General features: G+C 63.9%; 17 protein-coding genes, 1 tRNA gene and 1 pseudogene. 3 read left to right on the top strand and 16 right to left on the bottom strand.

Annotation, left to right across the window (positions count from 1 at the left end; all coding sequences use genetic code 11):
- Nucleotides 1–2 precede the first annotated feature (2 nt).
- Nucleotides 3–1,220 (bottom strand): CaiB/BaiF CoA transferase family protein, encoded by a 1,218-nt coding sequence (locus AC3RCE_RS02525; RefSeq protein ID WP_492254438.1) that lies wholly within the window; start codon nucleotides 1,218–1,220, stop codon nucleotides 3–5.
- 87 nt (nucleotides 1,221–1,307) lie between these two features.
- Between AC3RCE_RS02525 and AC3RCE_RS02520 the strand changes: the two genes are divergently transcribed.
- Complete coding sequence (locus tag AC3RCE_RS02520) at nucleotides 1,308–2,243, top strand: LysR family transcriptional regulator (RefSeq protein WP_492254437.1); 936 nt, start codon at nucleotides 1,308–1,310, stop codon at nucleotides 2,241–2,243.
- Nucleotides 2,244–2,283: 40 nt separating this feature from the next.
- On the opposite strand, the gene AC3RCE_RS02515 is transcribed toward AC3RCE_RS02520, so the two are convergent.
- The 5 genes from AC3RCE_RS02515 to AC3RCE_RS02495 form a co-directional block, all read right to left on the bottom strand.
- On the bottom strand, nucleotides 2,284–3,798 hold the full coding sequence (locus AC3RCE_RS02515) for a carboxylesterase/lipase family protein (RefSeq protein ID WP_492254436.1): 1,515 nt from the start codon (nucleotides 3,796–3,798) through the stop codon (nucleotides 2,284–2,286).
- 51 nt (nucleotides 3,799–3,849) lie between these two features.
- Complete coding sequence (locus AC3RCE_RS02510) at nucleotides 3,850–4,812, bottom strand: Bug family tripartite tricarboxylate transporter substrate binding protein (RefSeq protein ID WP_492254435.1); 963 nt, start codon at nucleotides 4,810–4,812, stop codon at nucleotides 3,850–3,852.
- A gap of 89 nt (nucleotides 4,813–4,901) precedes the next feature.
- Nucleotides 4,902–5,303 (bottom strand): VOC family protein, encoded by a 402-nt coding sequence (locus tag AC3RCE_RS02505; protein ID WP_492254434.1) that lies wholly within the window; start codon nucleotides 5,301–5,303, stop codon nucleotides 4,902–4,904.
- Between the two features lie 8 nt (nucleotides 5,304–5,311).
- Complete coding sequence (locus AC3RCE_RS02500) at nucleotides 5,312–6,292, bottom strand: hydroxymethylglutaryl-CoA lyase (protein ID WP_492254433.1); 981 nt, start codon at nucleotides 6,290–6,292, stop codon at nucleotides 5,312–5,314.
- Nucleotides 6,285–7,463, bottom strand: a complete 1,179-nt coding sequence (locus tag AC3RCE_RS02495) for a CaiB/BaiF CoA transferase family protein (RefSeq protein WP_218297377.1) — start codon at nucleotides 7,461–7,463, stop codon at nucleotides 6,285–6,287. The genes AC3RCE_RS02500 and AC3RCE_RS02495 overlap by 8 nt, the downstream gene beginning before the upstream one ends.
- Nucleotides 7,464–7,575: 112 nt before the next feature.
- Here AC3RCE_RS02495 and AC3RCE_RS02490 point away from each other — a divergent pair.
- Nucleotides 7,576–7,782, top strand: a pseudogene (locus AC3RCE_RS02490) (helix-turn-helix domain-containing protein); the annotation flags it as partial.
- A 73-nt stretch (nucleotides 7,783–7,855) separates the two neighbouring features.
- Here AC3RCE_RS02490 and istB read toward each other — a convergent pair.
- Both istB and istA read right to left on the bottom strand, forming a co-directional pair.
- On the bottom strand, nucleotides 7,856–8,659 hold the full coding sequence (istB, locus tag AC3RCE_RS02485; protein WP_492253781.1) for an IS21-like element ISThsp10 family helper ATPase IstB: 804 nt from the start codon (nucleotides 8,657–8,659) through the stop codon (nucleotides 7,856–7,858).
- Nucleotides 8,649–10,175 (bottom strand): IS21 family transposase, encoded by a 1,527-nt coding sequence (istA, locus tag AC3RCE_RS02480; protein ID WP_492253782.1) that lies wholly within the window; start codon nucleotides 10,173–10,175, stop codon nucleotides 8,649–8,651. Before istA ends, istB begins: the two co-directional genes overlap by 11 nt.
- A 458-nt stretch (nucleotides 10,176–10,633) precedes the next feature.
- On the opposite strand from istA, the gene AC3RCE_RS02475 reads away from it, so the two are divergent.
- Nucleotides 10,634–11,491, top strand: a complete 858-nt coding sequence (locus AC3RCE_RS02475) for a hypothetical protein (protein ID WP_492254432.1) — start codon at nucleotides 10,634–10,636, stop codon at nucleotides 11,489–11,491.
- A 71-nt stretch (nucleotides 11,492–11,562) separates the two neighbouring features.
- On the opposite strand, the gene AC3RCE_RS02470 is transcribed toward AC3RCE_RS02475, so the two are convergent.
- The 8 genes from AC3RCE_RS02470 to AC3RCE_RS02435 form a co-directional block, all read right to left on the bottom strand.
- On the bottom strand, nucleotides 11,563–11,802 hold the full coding sequence (locus AC3RCE_RS02470; RefSeq protein WP_492254431.1) for a hypothetical protein: 240 nt from the start codon (nucleotides 11,800–11,802) through the stop codon (nucleotides 11,563–11,565).
- Entirely contained in the window at nucleotides 11,799–12,881 is a 1,083-nt protein-coding gene (locus AC3RCE_RS02465; RefSeq protein ID WP_492254430.1) for a tyrosine-type recombinase/integrase, read from the bottom strand. The genes AC3RCE_RS02470 and AC3RCE_RS02465 overlap by 4 nt, the downstream gene beginning before the upstream one ends.
- Before the next feature lie 179 nt (nucleotides 12,882–13,060).
- Nucleotides 13,061–13,136, bottom strand: a tRNA-Phe gene (locus tag AC3RCE_RS02460).
- A 68-nt stretch (nucleotides 13,137–13,204) separates the two neighbouring features.
- A complete protein-coding gene (locus AC3RCE_RS02455; protein WP_218297382.1) occupies nucleotides 13,205–13,888 on the bottom strand; it encodes a response regulator in 684 nt (227 codons plus the stop codon).
- A 38-nt stretch (nucleotides 13,889–13,926) separates the two neighbouring features.
- Complete coding sequence (locus tag AC3RCE_RS02450; RefSeq protein WP_218297383.1) at nucleotides 13,927–16,227, bottom strand: sensor histidine kinase; 2,301 nt, start codon at nucleotides 16,225–16,227, stop codon at nucleotides 13,927–13,929.
- Nucleotides 16,224–16,796, bottom strand: a complete 573-nt coding sequence (locus AC3RCE_RS02445; RefSeq protein WP_492255352.1) for a DUF4390 domain-containing protein — start codon at nucleotides 16,794–16,796, stop codon at nucleotides 16,224–16,226. Before AC3RCE_RS02445 ends, AC3RCE_RS02450 begins: the two co-directional genes overlap by 4 nt.
- Nucleotides 16,797–16,842: 46 nt before the next feature.
- Nucleotides 16,843–18,267: a 16S rRNA (cytosine(967)-C(5))-methyltransferase RsmB gene (rsmB, locus tag AC3RCE_RS02440; protein ID WP_492245740.1), complete on the bottom strand. Its 1,425-nt coding sequence runs from the start codon at nucleotides 18,265–18,267 to the stop codon at nucleotides 16,843–16,845.
- An 18-nt stretch (nucleotides 18,268–18,285) separates the two neighbouring features.
- Entirely contained in the window at nucleotides 18,286–18,852 is a 567-nt protein-coding gene (locus AC3RCE_RS02435) for a LemA family protein (RefSeq protein ID WP_218341323.1), read from the bottom strand.
- Nucleotides 18,853–18,984: the final 132 nt, after the last annotated feature.

Below are 18,984 nucleotides of genomic sequence, written 5' to 3'. Positions count from 1 at the left end.
CATCAAGTGGGTTGTGCGGCTGCAGCGGGACCTGTGTCGGCAGACGGCTTTGCGGCGCCAAACCAGGCGGTGTTGTCTTGGCCGAGCGCAGGCGCGCCGCGGCGAATAGGGGGGCGCTGCCCATTGATGCGGTAAGGCGCCGCATGGACGGATACCGTCCGGCCATCTGGAGCGACCTGGTCGACCAGAAGCTGGCTTTCGGCGATATAGGGATGCTCCAGCAGGTCCGCGATGTCACAGACCGGGCCGGCAGTGATGTCCCGCACCGCGAAGAACTCCAGCGCCTCCGGCAGCGTGAGTTGGGTGATATGCCCCTGGATGAGCGCATCCAGGGCGTCTATGTTCTTCAGCCGCGCCTCATGGGAGGAAAACCGCGGGTCCTGAAGGCCTTGCGGGTAGCCGATGCCTTCGAACAAGCGGGCCAGCGTGCCCTCCATGCCGGCCGACAAGGCCACCCACTTCTCGTCGCGGGTCTTGTAGACGTTGCGAGGTGCATGGGTGGGCGAACGGCTGCCCGACCGCGGCGTCGACTTGCCCGTCAGCTGGAACTCCGCTGCCTGGGGCCCGAGGATGGAGAACAGCGGTTCGAACAACGACAGGTCAACCTCCTGGACCGATGCGTTCGCATTGCCACGCTGGCCATGGAGCGCGGCGAGCGCCAGCGCGGCGCCGTAGATGCCGGCCACGGAATCGGCCATGGCGAAGGGTGGAAGCACCGGCGGCAGGTCGGCGAAGCCATTCATGGCCGCGAAGCCGCTCATGGCTTCAATCAGCGAGCCGAAACCACCCTTGCTCGCAAACTGGCCCGTCTGGCCCCAGCCGGAGATGCGAACCACCACCAGCTTCGGGTTCAAGGCATTGAGCCGGTCCTTGCCGAGTCCCATGCGCTCCAGCGTGCCAGGGCGGAAGTTCTCGACCAGGATGTCGGCATCGGCCAGGAGACCCCTCAGCCTGGCCATGTCGTCCCCGGTGCGCAGGTTGAGCTCGACGCTGTCCTTGTTGCGGCTGTACGCGAGCCAGTAGGTGCTCATGCCTTCGCGCTGCCAGGCGCGCAGCTCGTCGCCCTTGCGCGGCGGCTCCACCTTGATGACCGTGGCGCCCAGGTCTGCGAGCACGTGGGTCAGCATGTTTCCAGACACCAGGCGCGAGAGGTCGACGACTTTCACCCCCGACAGGGGTTGCGTGCCGCCACGGGCCGAAGAGTGGTTTTGTGGGTTCATCAGTAGCTCCTGGGGCAAGTCTCTGTTTTCATCTGATATCTGTAAAATACATTCGACATCTACTGGATATCGTGAAAATCAATATCAATGGAACTGCGCCAACTTCGGTACCTGATTGGGGTCTGTGAGGCGGGGGGCGTGCTGGCTGCGTCCAAGACCTTGCATGTGGCGCAGCCAGCGCTGAGCCAGAGCATTTCCTCGCTGGAGGGCGAGCTGGGGGTGCAGCTGTTCGTGCGGACGAACCGGGGAATGACCCTCACGGATGCGGGCCGTACCATGCTTGAACACGCGCGGGTTGTGCTTGCCGACATCGAGCGGGCCCGCAGTGCCGTTCAGCATTCGGCGCTGGACATCCAGGGTGAGATGGCCGTGGGGTTGCCAACGACCGTGGCGCTGGTGGCAACGCTGCCCATCCTGCGCGCCACCAGGACGCGGTACCCGAAGCTGAAGCTCAAGATCATCGAGAGCCACAGCGGCTTTCTGGGCGAGTGGCTGCGCGCCGGACGGCTGGACCTGTCGGTTCTGTTCGTATCCGGCAATGAGCCGGCTTTCGAGTACCGCCTGCTTCTTGAAGAACGGCTCGCGCTGGTGACCACGCCCCAGGACACACCTGCCACCAGGGAGGTTTCCTTGAAGTCTCTGGCCTCCCGCCCGCTCGTGCTTCCCGCCCAGGAACACGGGTTGCGCAGGATCATCGACAGGGTGTGCGCGGAGCATGGAGTGGAGCTGGAAGTGATTGCGGAGATTGACTCGCTGCCGAACATCAAGAAGGCGGTGCAGGAAGGCATGGCCAGCACCATCCTGTCGCCGGGCGCGGTTGCCGACGAGGTGCAGGCGGGCCACCTGGCGGTCACCACCATCACCCGGCCGCACATCCCGCGCCAGGTGGCATGTGCGACCTCGATGACGCGCCCCGTGACGCCGGCGACCGCGGCCATGATTTCGCTGGTGACCGAGGAAATGCGCTCGCTGGTTGAGCAAGGGCTCTGGCCAGCGGAGTGGATTGGCGACGCGCCTGCCTAGGTGGCCAGACAGCGGCGGGGATGCCCCTTGCGCAGGTGCATCAGCGCCCCGCTGAGCTGAAGTGGTCGCGCACGAAGTCGATGCCCTTGCCGTTGTAGCCTGCGCGCAGGGCCGGACTGGCTCCAAACTCCATGTACGACTGCTCTTGGGCGCTGTACGGCTTCCAGGCACCCAAGCCCTGGCCGTTGGGGTCGCCGGTCTTTGCGAACTGCACCCAGGCATCCGCCATCGTTCTTGCGACGGTTGCATCGACGGCATTGAAGGGGCGGTTCTTCCCGCGGTGCGGTGACTGCAGGTTGTCGAAGACGAACTGCAGCTCATCCCCGTGGATGGGCATTGCCGCCGCCTCATTGCGATGGCGGGTGAACACGTAGCGGTAGCTTTTAAGGCCATGGTCCTGGTAACGCGCCAGCAGTTCCCGCGTGCCAAAGAGGTACTCCGTATCAGCGTAGAGGTCGGCCAGCGCCTGAGGAACCTTGTCGTCGCTGGCCACGGCGTACGCGGCCCAGGCTGCCTGCTCCCTGCCCTTGAAGGACTGCTGGACGAAGCCCTGGAAATCCGCCACGGTCTTGATGGACCAGTTGCGGGTGGCCCCGCCCCCTTCGTTCTCGTTGTTTCCAACAAGGATGGGGACCTTGGCGAACTTGCCGGTGGCGTACGCCTGGTAGTCGGGCGTCTTCACGGCGTAGCCATCGTTGATGATGCTCACCGGCCTTCCGGTGGCGAGAGACCGGCCAGAGGGCTGCTTCTTGAACAATTCCACGAAGTCGGTAGCAGGGAGCTTGCGCAGCGCGCCCAGGTCGCTGCCGAAACGCAGCCCGTACAGCTCCGCATCCTTCAGCGCCATCGTCGGGCGCATCACACCCACGCTCTGCATGATCGCCTTCTGGAACGTGCCCTGGGCCATGTCCGTGGTCATGAGCGTGCTGATGGCATGGGCGCCGGCGGATTGGCCCATCACGGTCACCCTGGTCGGGTCGCCACCAAAGGCCGCGATGTTCCGCTGCACCCACTTGAGCGCGGCCGCCTGGTCCATCAGGCCGTAGTTGCCCGAGGCCCGCTGGGGCGACTCCGCAGTGAGTTGGGGGTGGGCCATGAAGCCCAGCAGGCCGAGGCGATAGTTCAGTGTGACGACGACCACGCCGCGGCGGGCAAGGGCTTCGCCATCGTAGGAGGGATGGGAGCCTGCGCCGTACGCGAACCCGCCACCATGGATCCAGACGATGACCGCCAGGCGTTCATCTTTGCGCCGGGTCGGTGTCCAGACATTCAGGTTCAGGCAGTCCTCGCTCATGCCACCGCGCTGCTCAGGGTACTCCTGCGGCTGGACGCAGTAGTCGCCGAACGCGGTGCTGTCGCGCACACCGGTCCATGGGGCGGCTGGCTGCGGCGGCTTCCAGCGCAGGTCGCCGGCGGGCGCGGCGGCGTAGGGGATGCCGTAGAACTTCTTCACGTCCGTGCCGTGGCCATGGACAACGCCCGACTCGGTCCGTGCCGTGGCGAGGCCGGTGTCAGCGCCACCACCGGGGGATGCGCAGGAAATCAGGAGGCCCATGGACAGACCCGTCGTCCGTAGACGTAGTGCGAATTTCATGCCCTTGCCCCCTCACTCGGCTTTGATGTTGCCTTCGCGAACCACCTTGGCCCACGCGGCTGTTTCCTGGTCCACGAACTTGCCCAGTTCTGCGGGGCCCATGTAGGCGGCGAAGGCGCCCTGGTCTTCGATCTTTTTCTTGTAGTTGTCGCTCTCGACGATGGTCTTGATGGCTGCGGCGAGGCGGGCCGTGATGGCGGAAGGTGTCTTGGCGGGGGCGAAGACGGCGAACCAGCTTTCAACTTCGTAGCCGGGCAGCCCCGCCTCGGCAGCGGTCGGCACATTCGCAAGGGATGGATGGCGCTTGGGCCCCGCATACGCCAGGGCCTTCAACTTGCCCGCTTGCACCTGGCCAATGACGGATGGCGGCGTCGTGATGAACATGTCGACCTGGCCGCTGATGAGGTCGGTGATGACCGGACCAGCGCCCTTGTAGGGCACATGGGTCACAGGGACCTTGGACTGCTTGCCGAACATCTCGCCGGCAATGTGCTGAATCGAGCCATTGCCAGAAGATGCGTAGAACAGGCCCTTGGGATTCTTCTGGCCGTAGGCGATGAACTCCTTCAGGCTGTTGACCGGAAGGGTGGCACTGACCGCCACGACGTGCGGTGCGCGCATCACCAGCGCGATGGGCGCAAAGTCAGAGGTCTTCCAGCGAATCTGCGAGAACAGCGCGGGGTTGCCCACGTGATAGCCCGAGTACTGGACCAGCAGCGTATGACCATCGGCCGGTGCGCGGGCCGCAAACTCGGTGCCGATGTTCCCACTGCCGCCGGGCCTGTTGTCAACCACGACGGCCTGGCCAAGCGCCGTCTGCAGCTGCTCGCCAATCAGGCGGGCCACGATGTCGGTGGAACCCGCCGGGGCACTGGGCACCACGAGCGTGATGGGTTTGGAGGGGTAGGTTTCCGCGTGCGCAGCCCCGAACGCCGCGCACACCGCGATGCCCAGCAATGCATTTCTACGAATCATGTCTGTCTCCTTTTTTTGTGGAAAAAGCATCCCCATCCCGGGTGCCATGAGGCCATCCGGGCTGAGAGGATCGGGGAAGTGTTCGGCGGCTAGCCCGCAGGCGCCAGCTGAGAAATCTCGATGAGGTTCAAGTCGGGGTCGCGCAGGTAAATCGAGCGAATCCTGGAAGTGGCGCCCGTGCGCAGGACCGGGCCCTCGGCGATGGGAATCGAATGCTGCCGCAGGTGCTCGATGACCTGGTCGAGCGGAACCGATGCCAGGAAGCACAGGTCCAGCGCGCCGGGTACAGGCGTGTGGGCCTTGGGCTCGAATTCCCGCCCCTTCACATGCAGGTTGATTTTCTGGCTGCCGAACTTGAAGGCCCGGCGCTCCACCGGGGGCGTGCCACCGATGAAGGACTCCAGCTTCATCCCCAGTACTTCGGTGTAGAAGCGAACACACTCTGTCTCGTTGGCAGTGGTAAGGACCAGGTGGTCGAGGTGGCTGATCATGGTGTGGACTACTTTGCAGATGCCGTGTTGCGAGCGATGGCGCGCTCCCGGATTTCATCGAAGCCCGCCGGAGGCGCATGGCGCTTGAGGCGTTCACCGGCGCGGCTCACCTGGGCGGGGAGCTCGTGACCAATCAGCCGCTCCAGCTCGTGGGCCGCCTGGATGAGACCAGGAACATCGACACCCGTGTCGTAGCCCATCCACTGCAGCATGTGGACCACGTCCTCCGTGGCCACATTGCCGGACGCACCAGGGGCATAGGGGCAGCCACCGATGCCGCCCAGCGACATGTCGAACTGGCGGATTCCAGCCTCGACCGCCGCAAGTGTGTTGACCAGGCCCATCCCCCGCGTGTTGTGGAAGTGGCCGGTGATGTTCAGTTGGGGATAGGCCTTGGCGACTGATTCGCAGATGCCATGGACCTGGGTGGGGTATGCCATCCCCGTCGTATCGCACAGGGTGACGCCTGTAGCCCCCAAGCCAGCGAACTGACCCACCAGGTCCAGCACGGTAGCCTGCGGCACCTCTCCCTCCATGGGGCAACCGAACACGCAGGACAGCGAAATGTTCACAGGTACCTTGGCCGACACGGCAAGGGCAGCTACATCACCCAGCTGGCGCAGCGACTGTGGACGGGTCATCCTCAGGTTGGCCAGATTGTGGGTTTCGCTGGCCGACATCACCAGGTTGAATTCGTCTACCCGGCACTCCAGGGCGCGCTCGCCACCACGGACATTGGGAATCAACGCGGTGTACACAACACCGGGCTCGCGCCGAATGCGGTGCATGACGGCCTCGGCATCCCTGAGCGCAGGGATTGCGGTCGGCGAGGTGAACGACGTCACTTCGATCTTGGAGTACCCCAGTCCGCTCAGATGGTCCACCAACCGCACCTTGTCGTCGGTCTCTACGAACGCGGCCTCGTTCTGAAGGCCGTCGCGGGGGCCGACCTCATTGATCTTGAGCTTGATCGCCCTGCCCTCAAACATGGTGGGCCTCCTTCTCGCTGCGTGCTGGCCATCCTGAGGTTTCCGACAGGACGTGGGTGTGTTCTCCCAGCAGAGGCGCTGGATATGAAACACGTCCGGGTGTGGCGCTGAGCTTGGGAACGATGCCAGGTACCTTCACTCGCGTTCCGTCGGCAGTTTCCTGCTCGACAATCATTTCCCGGGCGATGTACTGGGGGTCGTGCACGATGTCCTCCACCGTGTAGACCTTGCCTGCAGGCACCTTGGCCTCGTCGAGCACGTTGAGCACTTCGGCCAGCGACTTGGTGAGTGTCCATGCCTCGATGGCGGCGTCGATTTCCTGAACCCGTGCGACACGGCCGTCGTTCTGGGCAAGTGCCGGTTCATGCTCCAGGTCATGCCGGCCTATGGCAGCCATGAGCCGTTTGAAGATGCTGTCGCCATTGCCCGCAATCAGCGCATAGCCACCATCAGAACACCGATAGGCATTGGTCGGCGCGATTCCTGGCAGCGCGCTGCCCGAGCGCTCACGCACAGCGCCGAAGGCGTCGTATTCGGGCACCAGGCTCTCCATCATGTTGAAGACACTCTCATAGAGGGCGACGTCAATCACCTGGCCTTCGCCGCCCCGGGCATCACGGTGGTAGAGAGCCAGCATGACGCCGAGGGCTCCGTGCATGGCGGACAGACTGTCCCCAATGGAGATGCCGCAGCGCACCGGCACCCGCCCAGGCTCGCCCGTCAGGTGGCGCAGGCCGCCCATGGCCTCGCCGAGAACGCCGAAGCCGGGCTTCTGCCTGTAGGGCCCCGTCTGCCCATACCCAGAGATACGCAGCATGATGAGCCTGGGATTGAGCGCATGCAGCGTCTCCCAACCCAGACCCCAGGCCTCCATGGTTCCGGGCTTGAAGTTCTCGATGACCACGTCTGCCTCGGTGAGCAGCGCACGGGTTGCGTCCTGGCCTTCGGGCGTGCGAAGGTCCAGTGCGACCGACCTCTTGTTGCGGGATTGGACCTCCCACCAGACCGAGGTGCCCTCCCGGAGCAGGCGCCATTTTCGCAGCGGGTCGCCAACCCCTGGCGGCTCTACCTTGATGACATCCGCGCCGAAGTCGGCCAGAGTCTTGCCAGCAAACGGGCCCGCAATCAGCTGCCCGAGTTCCAGTACCTTGATTCCGTGGAGTGCTTGCACGTTCGCCTTATCCGTTGTCTGTGGGGCGACTGTAGGAGGATCATTGCTGTCGTGGAATTGCTCATTTGTGGCACGGCATTCGCGTTTTGCGAAACCTTCCTAGAATTGACCCATGCCCACGCTCATCAACCCCGCACGCGTTGACTTCGTCACCTTCAGGCTCTTTTGCGCAGTCGCGCAGGCGGGCAGCGTTACACGGGGGGCTGAAGCCTGCAGTCTCGCGGTCTCGGCCGCGAGCCGGCGGCTGTCGGACTTTGAGAACGCTTCGGGCACAAGGCTCTTCGATAGAACATCCCGTGGAGTCCAACTGACACCTGCATGTTGATTTCCATCCAACCGTAACCCACCATTTCCATCTCGATCTGACCCACCCTTGTTCGTGAACTTCACGCTCACGTTGTGGATAAGTTCTTGGCTATCTTCTCCTTCTTGGTGGTCTGTGGTGGTTGCTGTGCGGAGCTGTTCTTGAACCGGTAGCTGTCGTTGCCGGTTTCCAGAATATGGCAGTGATGCGTGAGTCGGTCCAGCAGCGCCGTGGTCATCTTGGCATCGCCGAACACGTTGGCCCACTCGCTAAAGCTCAGGTTGGTGGTGATCACGACGCTGGTGCGCTCGTACAGCTTGGACAGCAGGTGGAACAGCAAGGCTCCTCCTGACGTACTGAACGGCAGGTAGCCCAGCTCATCCAGGATCACCAGGTCAGCATAGGCCAGGCGGTGCGCGATCTGCCCCGGCTTGCCCTGGGCCTTCTCCTCTTCCAGTGCATTGACCAGCTCCACCGTGGAGAAGAACCGCACCCTGCGGTGATGGTGCTCAATGGCTTGCACCCCGAGGGCCGTGGCAATGTGGGTCTTGCCCGTACCCGGTCCACCCACCAGCACCACGTTGTTGGCGTTCTCCAAGAATTCGCAGCGGTGCAACTGGCGTACCAGTGCCTCGTTCACCTCGCTGTGGCTGAAGTCAAAGCCCGCCATGTCCCGGTACGCAGGGAACCTGGCCACCTTGAGCTGGTAGGCCACAGAGCGCACTTCGCGCTCGGCGGTCTCGGCCTTGAGCAGTTGGGACAGGATGGGCTGCGCCGCATCGAAGGCCGGTGCACCTTGCTCAGCCAGTTCCGCAACCGCCTGGGCCATGCCGTGCATCTTGAGCTCGCGCAGCATGATCACGATGGAAGCGATGGCAGGGTCATGACGCATAGCGCACCTCCCTCAATTGGTCGTAGCGAAGCACATTGGCCTGGGGTTCCACCGCCAGCTTGAGGGCCTGCGGCGACGTGACCGGTGCTGGAGCGGGCTTGCCGTCCAGCAGGCGGTGCAGCACGTTCAGGATGTGCGTCTTGCTGGCAGCCCCTGACTCCAGTGCCAACTCCACTGCAGCGAGCACAGCCTGTTCATCGTGGTGCAGCACCAGTGCCAGTACCTCCACCATCTCCCGGTCGCCGCCGGTTTGCTTGAGCAAGGTGGCTTGCAGTCGCTTGAAGGCCGCTGGCAGCTCCAGGAATGGGGCGCCGTTGCGCAAAGCTCCTGGTTTGCGCTGCAGCACCGCCAAGTAGTGGCGCCAGTCGTACACGGTCTGTCCCGCACCATGGTGGTTACGCTCGATCAGGCGCTGATGCTCGCACACGATCTGGCCTTCGGCGGCAATCACCAAGCGATCCGCATAGACCCGCAGGCTCACCGGCCGATTGGCATACGGCGCCGGCACGCTGTAGCGATTGCGCTCGAAGTGGACAAGGCAGGTGGGTGAGACGCGCTTGGTGTTCTCCACAAAGCCATCGAAGGGCCGGGGCATTGGCATCAAGGCGGGCTTCTCTTGAGCCCAGACATCCGCGACGGTGCCCGGCAGCTTGCCGTGCTCGATCTCGTGCCACAGCGCCACGCAGCGCTCTTCAAGCCAGGCATTGAGATCGGGCAGGCTTGGGAATGGCGGCACCACTTGCCACAGGCGATGGCGGGCATCGCGCACGTTCTTCTCCACCTGGCCCTTCTCCCAGCCCGACGCGGGATTGCAGAACTCGGCCTCGAACAGGAAGTGGCTGACCATGGCCGCAAAGCGCGCATTGACGTCGCGCTCCTTGCCACGGCGCACCCGGTCTACAGCGGTGCGCATGTTGTCGTAGATGCCACGGCGGGGCACGCCACCCAGGACCACGAACGCATGGTTGTGGGCATCGAACAGCATCTCGTGCGTCTGCAGCGGATAGGCGCGCAGGTAGAACGCTCGGCTGTGGCTGAGCTTGAAGTGGGCTACCTGCAGCTTGGTGCGCACGCCGGCGAGAACAGCCCAGTCCTCGCTCCAGTCGAACTGGAAGGCCTCACCCGGGCCAAAGGTCAGCGGAACGAAGGTACCTCGGCCGGTGGTCTGCTGTGCAACCAGGCGCTGCTCGTGCCAGAGGCGCGCAAAGGCCGCCACACGGTTGTAGGAGCCGCCATAACCGAGCGCCTGCAGATCCACGTACATCTGCTTGACGGTGCGCCGCTGCTTGCGGGATCGGCCAGCCTCCGTCTTGAGCCAGCCGGCGAGCTTCAAGGCGAAGGGATCGAGCTTGGATGGACTGACTCGCTTGGCATAGTGCGGCTCGGCCTCGCCTGCGCGCAGGTACTTGCGGATGGTGTTGCGCGAGAGGCCCGTGCGGCGGGCGATCTCCCTGATGGACAGCTGCTCTCGCAGGGCCCAGCGCCTGATGACACTCAGTGTTGCCACGTCTATCACTCCTGGTCTCCTGCTGCTCAACAAAGCAGCAGGTTAGGGTTAGTACGTGGATCAGATTTGGATGGAAATCCTGGGGGTTAGTGGGTCACTTCTGCGTGGAAATCAACACGCACGCTCATTTGGAGGCGAAACACTTCCCTATCGACCAGGCAGCAGGTGTCTACGGTGGGATATGGATGCGTTTAGCCCAGTCGCTGCTTGGCCGCTCTGCGAGTCAGCAGGCACTACAGCAGTTCCTCTGAGGCAAGAGTCGCATTGGCCGGGCGCCAAAATGAAAAACGCCCCTAAGCAGGGGCGTTTTTCAGAATAGGGTGGCCTACCCGAAGGTAGGCCGTTGGGGGTTGGCAATAGGCCTTAACCTGAAGCCGGCACTCAGTGTCGATGCTTACGCAGAGGACTTTACTGAGTTGATGGTCAACTATAGCGGGTATGCTCTTCCCTGTCAACGGGGAGAAAAGATGTGGCAGACGCTACTTGAGCATTGCTCAGAAGACCGCCTTAGAAAATACCTGAGTAAGGTAGCGGAGGACAAGCTGGCAGCTGAATTCATGTACGTTGCCAACCAAAATGTGTCGGAGAGCCTATATCAACTGCTCTCGGTAGTTGAGGTTTCGCTTCGGAATCGAGTTCACACCAAGCTTCACGGAAAATTCGGCACTACAGATTGGTGGTCGGCCGACGCTCTAAAAGTCCAAGACTTTTTGGAGCATCGAGATAGGGTGGCGCGGGCGACGTCAAAGATTTATCTTTCCACAGGGATTGGGAGCAAGCAACAAGTTAAGGCTGGCCAAATTGTTGCGGAGGTCAGTTTCAATTTTTGGACCGACCTGTTCTCGGAAGGATTGTCGTTGATCCTCTGGAAGGACCTGATGGATTGCTTCCCTCATCTGCCAGTGGACACTCGCAAGAGGCGGAAGGTCTCAAAACCCTTGAATAATCTGGCTAGCCTCCGCAACCGAGTCATGCACCACGAGCCAATACTTTTCAACGACGACTTGATGCGGGATGCCCATGCGAAGGGGGTTGAGCTCCTAGGTTGGATGTCGCCGGATATGGCTGCATGGCTGGCAAAGAGAGATAGGTTTCCGGATGTCTGGGCGCAATACCAAATTCCGCTGCAGCAGATGCGCATCTGGCTTGACGCTCATGCTGCGCTCAAGAAGGCCAGAGAAGAGGGGAAGCCTCTAAAGCCACTCTACGAGGTACGCGACGCAGAGAAGAGGAAATTCGATATGCTCGCGATGGGATATCTCCAGAACGCCAATGCCGCGCCCCCGGCCGCCCAAGTACTTCAGGCTCCCGTGGCGACGGCGTAGCTCTGATGCGGTACTGAGTCGCTTCGTGAGCAGGCGCGTCCTCCTGCGCCGCAACCCGCCGCTCTCCGAGATCACGCAAGATGAGCATCCCGAGCGCACGGCCGCACGTACTGCAACACGGTGTCTTCGTCCTGCAAAGGCAATCTCCCAGCCTCTAGGTCGTCTAGGAAATCGGCCCACTGCTGAACCATCGTCTTGCGCTGGGCCAAGAAGACCGCGCGGTCATAGCTGCCGCCCAGTTCTTCGTCGGATACGTGCGCCAAATGTCGCTCGATGACATCCGGGTCCCAGCCCAGGTATTCCCGGATCATGGTCCGCGCGGTAGCGCGGTAGCGCGGAAGCCGTGACCGGTGATCTGTTCCTTGGTGTCGTAGCCCATCGTGCGCAAGGCCGCGTTGATGGTGTTGTCGCTGATGAAGCGACTCTTCTCTGAACGGCGCGACATGCTGCGAAATATCGGGCCGGTCGGGCCGGTCAATGGATGCAGGTCCCGAAGGATTTCCATCGCCTGTCGCGGCAGTGGCACAAGATGTGCCGGCGTGCGGCTGTCCCGCTTTTGCCATTCGCGCAGCTTCATCTTCTCGGGCGGGCAACGCCACAGTTCATCATCAAGATGGATGTCCTCCCATTCAGCGAGGCGCAACTGGCCAGGGCGCTGGAATATCACCGGCGCAAGCCGCAGCGCGCAGCGCGTGATGAAGGCACCGTTGTAGTCGCGGATGTCACGCAGCAACTGCCCGAGTTGGGCGGGATCGGTGATGGCGGCGTAATGCCGACTGCGCGGCGCCGGCAGGCCCCCGGTGTTCTTATTCACGAAGTTCTTAGCCGGCTCCAGTGCGCCTACATCCACTGCGTGCTGGTACACGTGCTGCACCGCCTCGCGCACGCGCTGGGCCGTCTCCAGGTTGCCGCGATCCTTGATCCGGTGCAGGCATCGCACGATCTCGGTCGGGCCGATCTTTTCGATAGGCCGGTCGCCGACCCAGGGGAAGACGTGGATCTCCAGATGCCGGATGACCTTGCCAGCGTAGCCACTCGACCATTGCCGGTCCTTACTGGCGTTGGCGACCCAAGCGCGGGAGAGCAGCTCGAAGGTATTCAGCGCAGCGACACGCTCCTGCTCTTCACGCTGCCGGCGGACCTCCCTGAGGTCCTGCCCACCTGCACGCAGGCTGCTGGCCTCATAGGCCTTAGAACGCGCCTGGGCAAGCGTAACCGCAGGGTATGGCCCCAACCCTAGCTTGATGGTCTTCCCGTCCCTGCCGTAGCGATAAATCCACGCCTTACCGCTGCTGCGCACGCGCAGGAACAGATTGTCGCCATCGTTAAGGAAGAACTCCTTCGGAGCAGGCTTGGTCGCCTTGATTTGCGTCTCGCTCAGCAGTCCCATCTCGTACCCCGTACCCCCGAAGGGCGTTTGTCATGGGATCACTCTAGGGTACGGCCCGGGGTACGGGCAAATGCGGGATGTAACGGAACGACTTGGGACGTTGTGAGCCACATTACGCGGCTAAGTCCTTGTCGCACAAAGAAAAACGCCTAGTCTGGAGGGACTAGGCGTTGAATAGGTGGTGGCCTGGGGCGGAATCGAACCACCGACACAAGGATTTTCAATCCTCTGCTCTACCGACTGAGCTACCGGGCCTGAGCCTCAAATTATAACCAGAAAAATCGAGGCTTCTGAAGAACCTGAAGGAATTTATTGCGGTGCTGCTAGGTGCGCTTGCCTCGCCCCAGGTCCACGCCCAACTGGCGCAACTTGCGGTACAGGTGAGTGCGTTCCAGGCCGGTTTTTTCGGCTACCCGCGTCATCGAGCCGCCCTCGCGGGCAAGGTGGAATTCGAAATAGGCTTTCTCGAAGCCATCACGCGCTTCGCGCAGGGGGCGGTCCAGATCAAACCCCTGGTGGGCGTGCGGGCCGGCGTCCACGCTGGCCATCACGGCCGATACGGCCGGCAGTTGCGAGAACGTGGGGTCGGCGGGAGCGTGAACGGGCGCCTGGGTGGCGGCCGCCGGGGCCGATTGGTGGGCGGCATTGCGCGCCAGGCCCTGCTCCACCGCCTTGAGCAGCTTTTGCAGGGTGATGGGCTTTTCAAGGAAAGAGAACGCGCCGATGCGCGTGGCCTCCACGGCGGTGTCGATGGTGGCGTGGCCGCTCATCATGATCACGGGCATGGTGAGCACGCCGGCCGTTGCCCATTCCTTGAGCAGCGAGACACCGTCCGTGTCGGGCATCCAGATATCAAGCAGCACCAGGTCGTAAGTATTGCCCGACCGGGCAGCACGCGCCTGGGTTGCGTTTTCTGCGAGGTCTACGCTGTGACCTTCGTCGTTCAGGATTTCCGACAACAGATCACGAATGCCGAGCTCATCGTCGACCACCAGAATGTTTGCCATGTGTGTTGAAGCGCCTTGGGTACTGCGGGGCGGTGTTGTTATGACGCCACCGCTGGTTCAGGGGCGAATGATAACGACACTTGGGCTCCCCGCACCACGCCATCTTCGATGCGATTCGACAAGTCGATGCGTGCACCGTGCTCGTCGGCAATCTTTTTGACCACGGCCAGCCCCAGGCCGGTACCCCGCGGCTTGGTGGTGACGTAGGGTTCGAAGGCCCGCTGAAGGATGTGCGCGGGGAAGCCGGCGCCGCTGTCCGATACCGTGAGCCGCACGCGCCGCGAGGACTCGCTCCAGCGCGTGCTGATGCGCACCGCGGGCACGGGCTCGGAGGTGCTGGCACGGGCCTGTTCGGTGGAATCCTGCGCGTTTTGCAGCAGGTTGTGCACGACCTGGCGCAGTTGCTGCGCGTCGCCCGCGATGCTGGGGCAGCGCGGGTCCAGTTCGGCTTCCACACGCACGGTGGCGTTCTCTTCCCCATACAGGTGGAGCACATCCGCGACCAGCGCATTGAGGTCCAGCGCATGCAGTTCTGCGGCGGGCAACCGTGCGTAGTCACGGAATTCGTTGACCAGCCGCTTCATGGCGTCCACCTGGTCCACGATGGTCTTGACGGACTTGGCCAGGATGGCTTGCTCTGGATCGGGCAGCTTGCCCGAGAGCTTCATTTCCAGCCGCTCGGCGGACAGCTGGATGGGCGTCAGCGGATTCTTGATTTCATGCGCCAGGCGCCGTGCCACCTCGCCCCAGGCCTGCGCACGCTGTGCTGAAACAATTTCCGAAATGTCGTCAAAAACCAACAATCGGGCCGAATCAGGCAGTTCGGCCCCCCGGGCCACGAGGCTGGTGGCGTGCTGCCCCACGCCGCCGGACGACGCATGCAGTTCAAACGGTTGCTGCCAGTGGTCCAGCCCATGGCGTTCGGTGTCCCCCAGGAAGGCGTCGAAATGGCCCTGGATCGATGCCGCAAACTCGGCAAGGCCGGGCACCTCGGACAGCGGACGCCCTTCGTACACCGCCATGGGTGCGCGCAGGATCCGCGTGGCGCCGGGGTTGGACGACCGGATCAGCCCCTGCGCATCCAGGACGATGACCCCCGCTGTCAGGTTGTCCAGAATGGTCTGGAGATTGGCGCGGGCGGCATCGACCTCACCCATGCTCTGTTCCACGGCCTGCCGGGCATCCGCCAGTTGCTGGGTCATCAAGGCGAAGGACCGCGTGAGGCCGCCCAGTTCGTCCTTGCCCTGCAGCACGGCCTTGGGGCTGAGGTTGCCCGCCGCCACCTCGCGCACCCCTTCGGCCAGCACGAGCAGGGGGCGTGCCAGCTGATTGCCCAGCAGCACCGCCAGCAGCACGGCTCCAAATACCGCCAGGAAAAGGCTCAGCGTGAGCGTGCCCACGTACATGCGCCGCAGGCCTCCCCGCGCCAGCGCGCGCTCCTGGTATTCACGGTTGGCCTCCTGCACGGCGATGGCGTTCGCCACCAGCGCGGGCGGCAGCGGGAGCGTGGCTTGCAGGTACCGGGGCTCCACGAGCAAGCCCACACTGGGACTGCTCACCAGGGCAAGCACCTTGACCCGCGCGTTCTGCGCGGCGGCAGGGTCCGATATATCGTCCAGCCCCTCGATCTGCGCGGTGGCGCGCTGCTGGCGCACGGTGCGCAGCAGGGGCACCCCGGGCCGGTCGGGGTTCAGGCTGAAGCGCGACTGGCCGGCGCTGGCCACCGCCTGCCCTGCAGCGTTCCAGAGCACGACATCGGTGGCGCCCAGCTGCTCGCGGATGCGTTCGAGCACCAGCCCGGCGGCGGCATCGGGCACCTGGGCCACCTGCGCACCCGCGTTGCGCGTCTTGGCGGCCATGTCGGTGGCCAGCGAGTCGAGTGAAACCCGGGCCAAATTCACCCCCGCCGACAGGGCCCCTTCCACCTTCACGTCGAACCAGCTCTCGATGGAGCGGGTGACGAACTGGTAGGACACCACGTAGATCAGCAGCCCCGGCATCAGGCCCACCAGCGCGAAAATGGCCGCCAGCTTGACGAGCAGCCTGCTGCCAAAGCGCCCCTTGCGCAGGCGCATGCCCAGGCGCACCGCCACCCAGACCAGCACGGCCAGCAGCAACAGCGCCACCAGCACGTTCACGCCAAAGAGCCAGGCGTAGTTGCGCTCGTACAGCGCGCGGTTGTTGGTCGCCAGGGTGAGCAGGAACATCAGCACCAAGCCGATGGCAGACATGGCGGCGGCGCCCACCCCCACCGCCCAGCGCACGGCGCGCGACTGGCGTGCGGCGGCGTGGGCTGATGCGGAGGCCGCCGCCGGCCGGGGAGCGCCGGGGTGGCTCACTTCGCAGGCTCCGCTGCCAGGCGCTGGCTGCGCGAAACCAGCAGATTCCATCCGGATCGCCCCACGGCCCCGATCTGAAACGGGCGGGGCAGCTGGGACATGTCGAGCCTGAACCGGAAGTTGACCGTGTGCACGGCATCTGCCTCGATCACCTCGTTTTCAGCGATCTTCCAACGCGAAATCCGCTGAATGGCAGACAACGCGTCGGCATAGTCGTCAAAGTTCTGCCCCAGCACCACGCCCAGGCCGCTGTTGGTGAACGGTACGGGGGAGATGTTCAATCGCCATCTTCGCGTCAATGGCTGATAACTTAGGCGCAGATAGCGGGTGGTTTCCGCCACTTGGCGGTCAGACCAGTACCAACGGTCGCGCAGCACCTGGGCCTCCGCCACGAAGAACATGGGAATGCCTTTGTTCAATGCGTCTTCTGCGAGTTCCGGCAGCATGAACTGCAGGTTGGTGCTGAGGTACAGGCCGTCTTCGGCCCGCTCGAGCCGCAGTTCGCCCACCTCGGGCGCGGCGGCTTGCCCTGCCGCGGCCAGCCCCGGCAGCAGGGCGGCACATCCCATGAGCACAAAAATTGCGCAAACCACCATCCACCGAGCCATCACGGACTCATTGCGGCGATTTTTGCAACAGTGCGTAAAAAAATCCGTCGTGGTCACCCGGTTGATTGTCCGGGACAGCCCCGGGCTTGTCCCCGTTGCCGGGAATTAAATGCCCCGGCGACGGCAGCAATTGCGCATCGGTGTTGTGTGCAAGAAACGTTTGCACCTGGTCGTCGCCTTCGGCGCGGAACACGGAACAGGTGCAATACAGCAGCCGCCCGCCTGGGCGCAGAAGGGGCCAGAGCGTCTTCAGCAGGTGGGCCTGCAGGGCGGCCAACTGGGCAATGTCGCTCTCGCGGCGCAGCCAGCGCACGTCGGGGTGGCGCCGCACGATGCCCGAGGCGGTGCATGGCGCATCGAGCAAGATGGCATCGAACAGTTCACCCCCGCAGTGCTGCTGCCACCAGTCCTGGGGGCGTGCGGCGTCGGCCACGACCACCTGCGCACGAAGCCCCAGGCGCTGCATGGTGTCACCGATGCGGGCGCTACGGGCGGCGTCGATCTCCAGCGCGGTGACCTGTACAGGGGCGCCAGCACCGGCCAGCTCCAGAAGGTGGGCCGTCTTGCCCCCCGGTGCGGCGCAGGCGTCGAGCACACGCAGGGGCTGTGCGAGGTCCAGGCCGTCCAGCAGCAGGGGCGCCGCCATCTGCGCGGCAGCATCCTGCACCGACACCCAGCCCTGGTCAAAGCCCGGCAGGGATTGCACAGGCACGGGGTGCCGCAGCACCAGCCCGGCCTCGCCCCACGAAGACGCTTCCAAATTAATAGCATCTAGCGCTTGCTGGTATTGCGCCGGAGTGCATTTTTGCTTGTTAACCCGCAACGTCATTGGCGCGTGGGCGTTGTTGGCCTGAAGGATCTGCTCCCAATGCTGGGGATGGTCCTTGCGCAGCCGTGCGATCCACCACTGGGGATGGTTCCAGCGGGCCAGCGGGTCGTCGCCGGTGCGGGCGACCAGCGCATCGCGCTCGCGCAGAAAGCGGCGCAGGCACCCATTGATGAACGAGGCCTGCGCGCGGGTGGATGCGCTCCGCTTGGCCGCCTCCACCGCCTGATTCACCAGCGTGAAGGCCTCATACGGCGATTCGTCCGGGTTCCAGCACAGCGCCAGGGCCGTGCACAGCAAGGCATCCGCCGCCGGCGGCGGCGTGCGGGCGACCATCTGGCGGCGCAATGCCTCGGCGCGCCCGGCCTGGCGCAGCACCTGGAACAGCAGAGACTGCACGCCCGGGCGCAGACCCACGTCCACCGCCCCCATGGCGGCGGTTCCGGACTGGCCCCCGCGAATGGCAAGCAAGGCGCCGGCCACGGCATCCAGCTGCTGCCACAGCGCCACCGGCTGTCCGCCCCCGGACGGCGGGTGGGCGGGGCGGCGGGGCGAAGGAGGTTGCCCCCCGGAAGAAGACGTGGGGCGCGCAGGGGGTTGGGTCATGGTGGTCCTGAAAACGGTCTACAGGCCCCGGGCGGCCTTGAATCCGAACACCCAGGCCAGCAGGTTCGCGGGAAACTGGGCAATGGCGGCGTTGTAGTGCAACACCGCATCGTTGAAGACGCGAATGGCCTGGTCGTTCTGCTGGACATGTTCATCCCACCGGATTTGCCAGGGCGACGGCAAGGCGTCCCGCGCGTCAGCCGCTGTGGGCGGTGGGTCGCCCTGCCCTTCCCTGCGCCCCGCCTTCTGCCAGCAAGCCTGCAGCACATCGCGTGCGGCCGTCAGAGCGGCGATTGCATCTGCCTGCAGGGGACGGGCACGCGCCATTGCGAGCGACGCACTCAATTGGGTGGTGGCGCCCTGCAGTGCTGCCATCTCCTGTTCCGGGGCACTCAAGGTGGAGGGCTGGACAGCATGCGCGGCTCCAAACTCTCCCAGCAGCGCCACCAGCCGCACCATGTGCGCGTCAAAACTGCCGAACGCCTGCACGACGGCAGAGCGCAGCCGCATCAGGCGGTTGTAGGCGCCCAGGGCCCAGAAGACGGCGATGGCAAAAACAATCCAGAAAAGAGGCGATGACCACATGCACAGCTGCCGTCTCCGCGTGCACCACGCGTTCCGGCCCGAAAAGTAAATGGAGAAAGGAAAAGAAGAAAGGTGCGCAGACGATGTGTCCAAAAAAAAGCTCCCGGCCTGCCAGGGACAGGGCGGGAGCTC

It is taken from the genome of Acidovorax sp. GW823-FHT05D11 (assembly GCF_058795695.1).
This window is presented reverse-complemented; position numbering and strand designations above follow the sequence as displayed.

Excerpts from the sequence above, each read along its gene's own strand:
- AC3RCE_RS02525 (WP_492254438.1), bottom strand. The coding sequence starts at position 1,220 with ATGAACCCACAAAACCACTCTTCGGCCCGTGGCGGCACGCAACCCCTG.
- AC3RCE_RS02520 (WP_492254437.1), top strand. The coding sequence starts at position 1,308 with ATGGAACTGCGCCAACTTCGGTACCTGATTGGGGTCTGTGAGGCGGGG.
- AC3RCE_RS02515 (WP_492254436.1), bottom strand. The coding sequence starts at position 3,798 with ATGGGCCTCCTGATTTCCTGCGCATCCCCCGGTGGTGGCGCTGACACC.
- AC3RCE_RS02510 (WP_492254435.1), bottom strand. The coding sequence starts at position 4,812 with ATGATTCGTAGAAATGCATTGCTGGGCATCGCGGTGTGCGCGGCGTTC.
- AC3RCE_RS02505 (WP_492254434.1), bottom strand. The coding sequence starts at position 5,303 with ATGATCAGCCACCTCGACCACCTGGTCCTTACCACTGCCAACGAGACA.
- AC3RCE_RS02500 (WP_492254433.1), bottom strand. The coding sequence starts at position 6,292 with ATGTTTGAGGGCAGGGCGATCAAGCTCAAGATCAATGAGGTCGGCCCC.
- istB (WP_492253781.1), bottom strand. The coding sequence starts at position 8,659 with ATGCGTCATGACCCTGCCATCGCTTCCATCGTGATCATGCTGCGCGAG.
- AC3RCE_RS02475 (WP_492254432.1), top strand. The coding sequence starts at position 10,634 with ATGTGGCAGACGCTACTTGAGCATTGCTCAGAAGACCGCCTTAGAAAA.
- AC3RCE_RS02470 (WP_492254431.1), bottom strand. The coding sequence starts at position 11,802 with ATGATCCGGGAATACCTGGGCTGGGACCCGGATGTCATCGAGCGACAT.
- AC3RCE_RS02465 (WP_492254430.1), bottom strand. The coding sequence starts at position 12,881 with ATGGGACTGCTGAGCGAGACGCAAATCAAGGCGACCAAGCCTGCTCCG.
- AC3RCE_RS02455 (WP_218297382.1), bottom strand. The coding sequence starts at position 13,888 with ATGGCAAACATTCTGGTGGTCGACGATGAGCTCGGCATTCGTGATCTG.
- AC3RCE_RS02445 (WP_492255352.1), bottom strand. The coding sequence starts at position 16,796 with ATGGGATGTGCCGCCCTGCTGCCGGGGCTGGCCGCGGCAGGGCAAGCC.
- rsmB (WP_492245740.1), bottom strand. The coding sequence starts at position 18,267 with ATGACCCAACCCCCTGCGCGCCCCACGTCTTCTTCCGGGGGGCAACCT.
- AC3RCE_RS02435 (WP_218341323.1), bottom strand. The coding sequence starts at position 18,852 with ATGTGGTCATCGCCTCTTTTCTGGATTGTTTTTGCCATCGCCGTCTTC.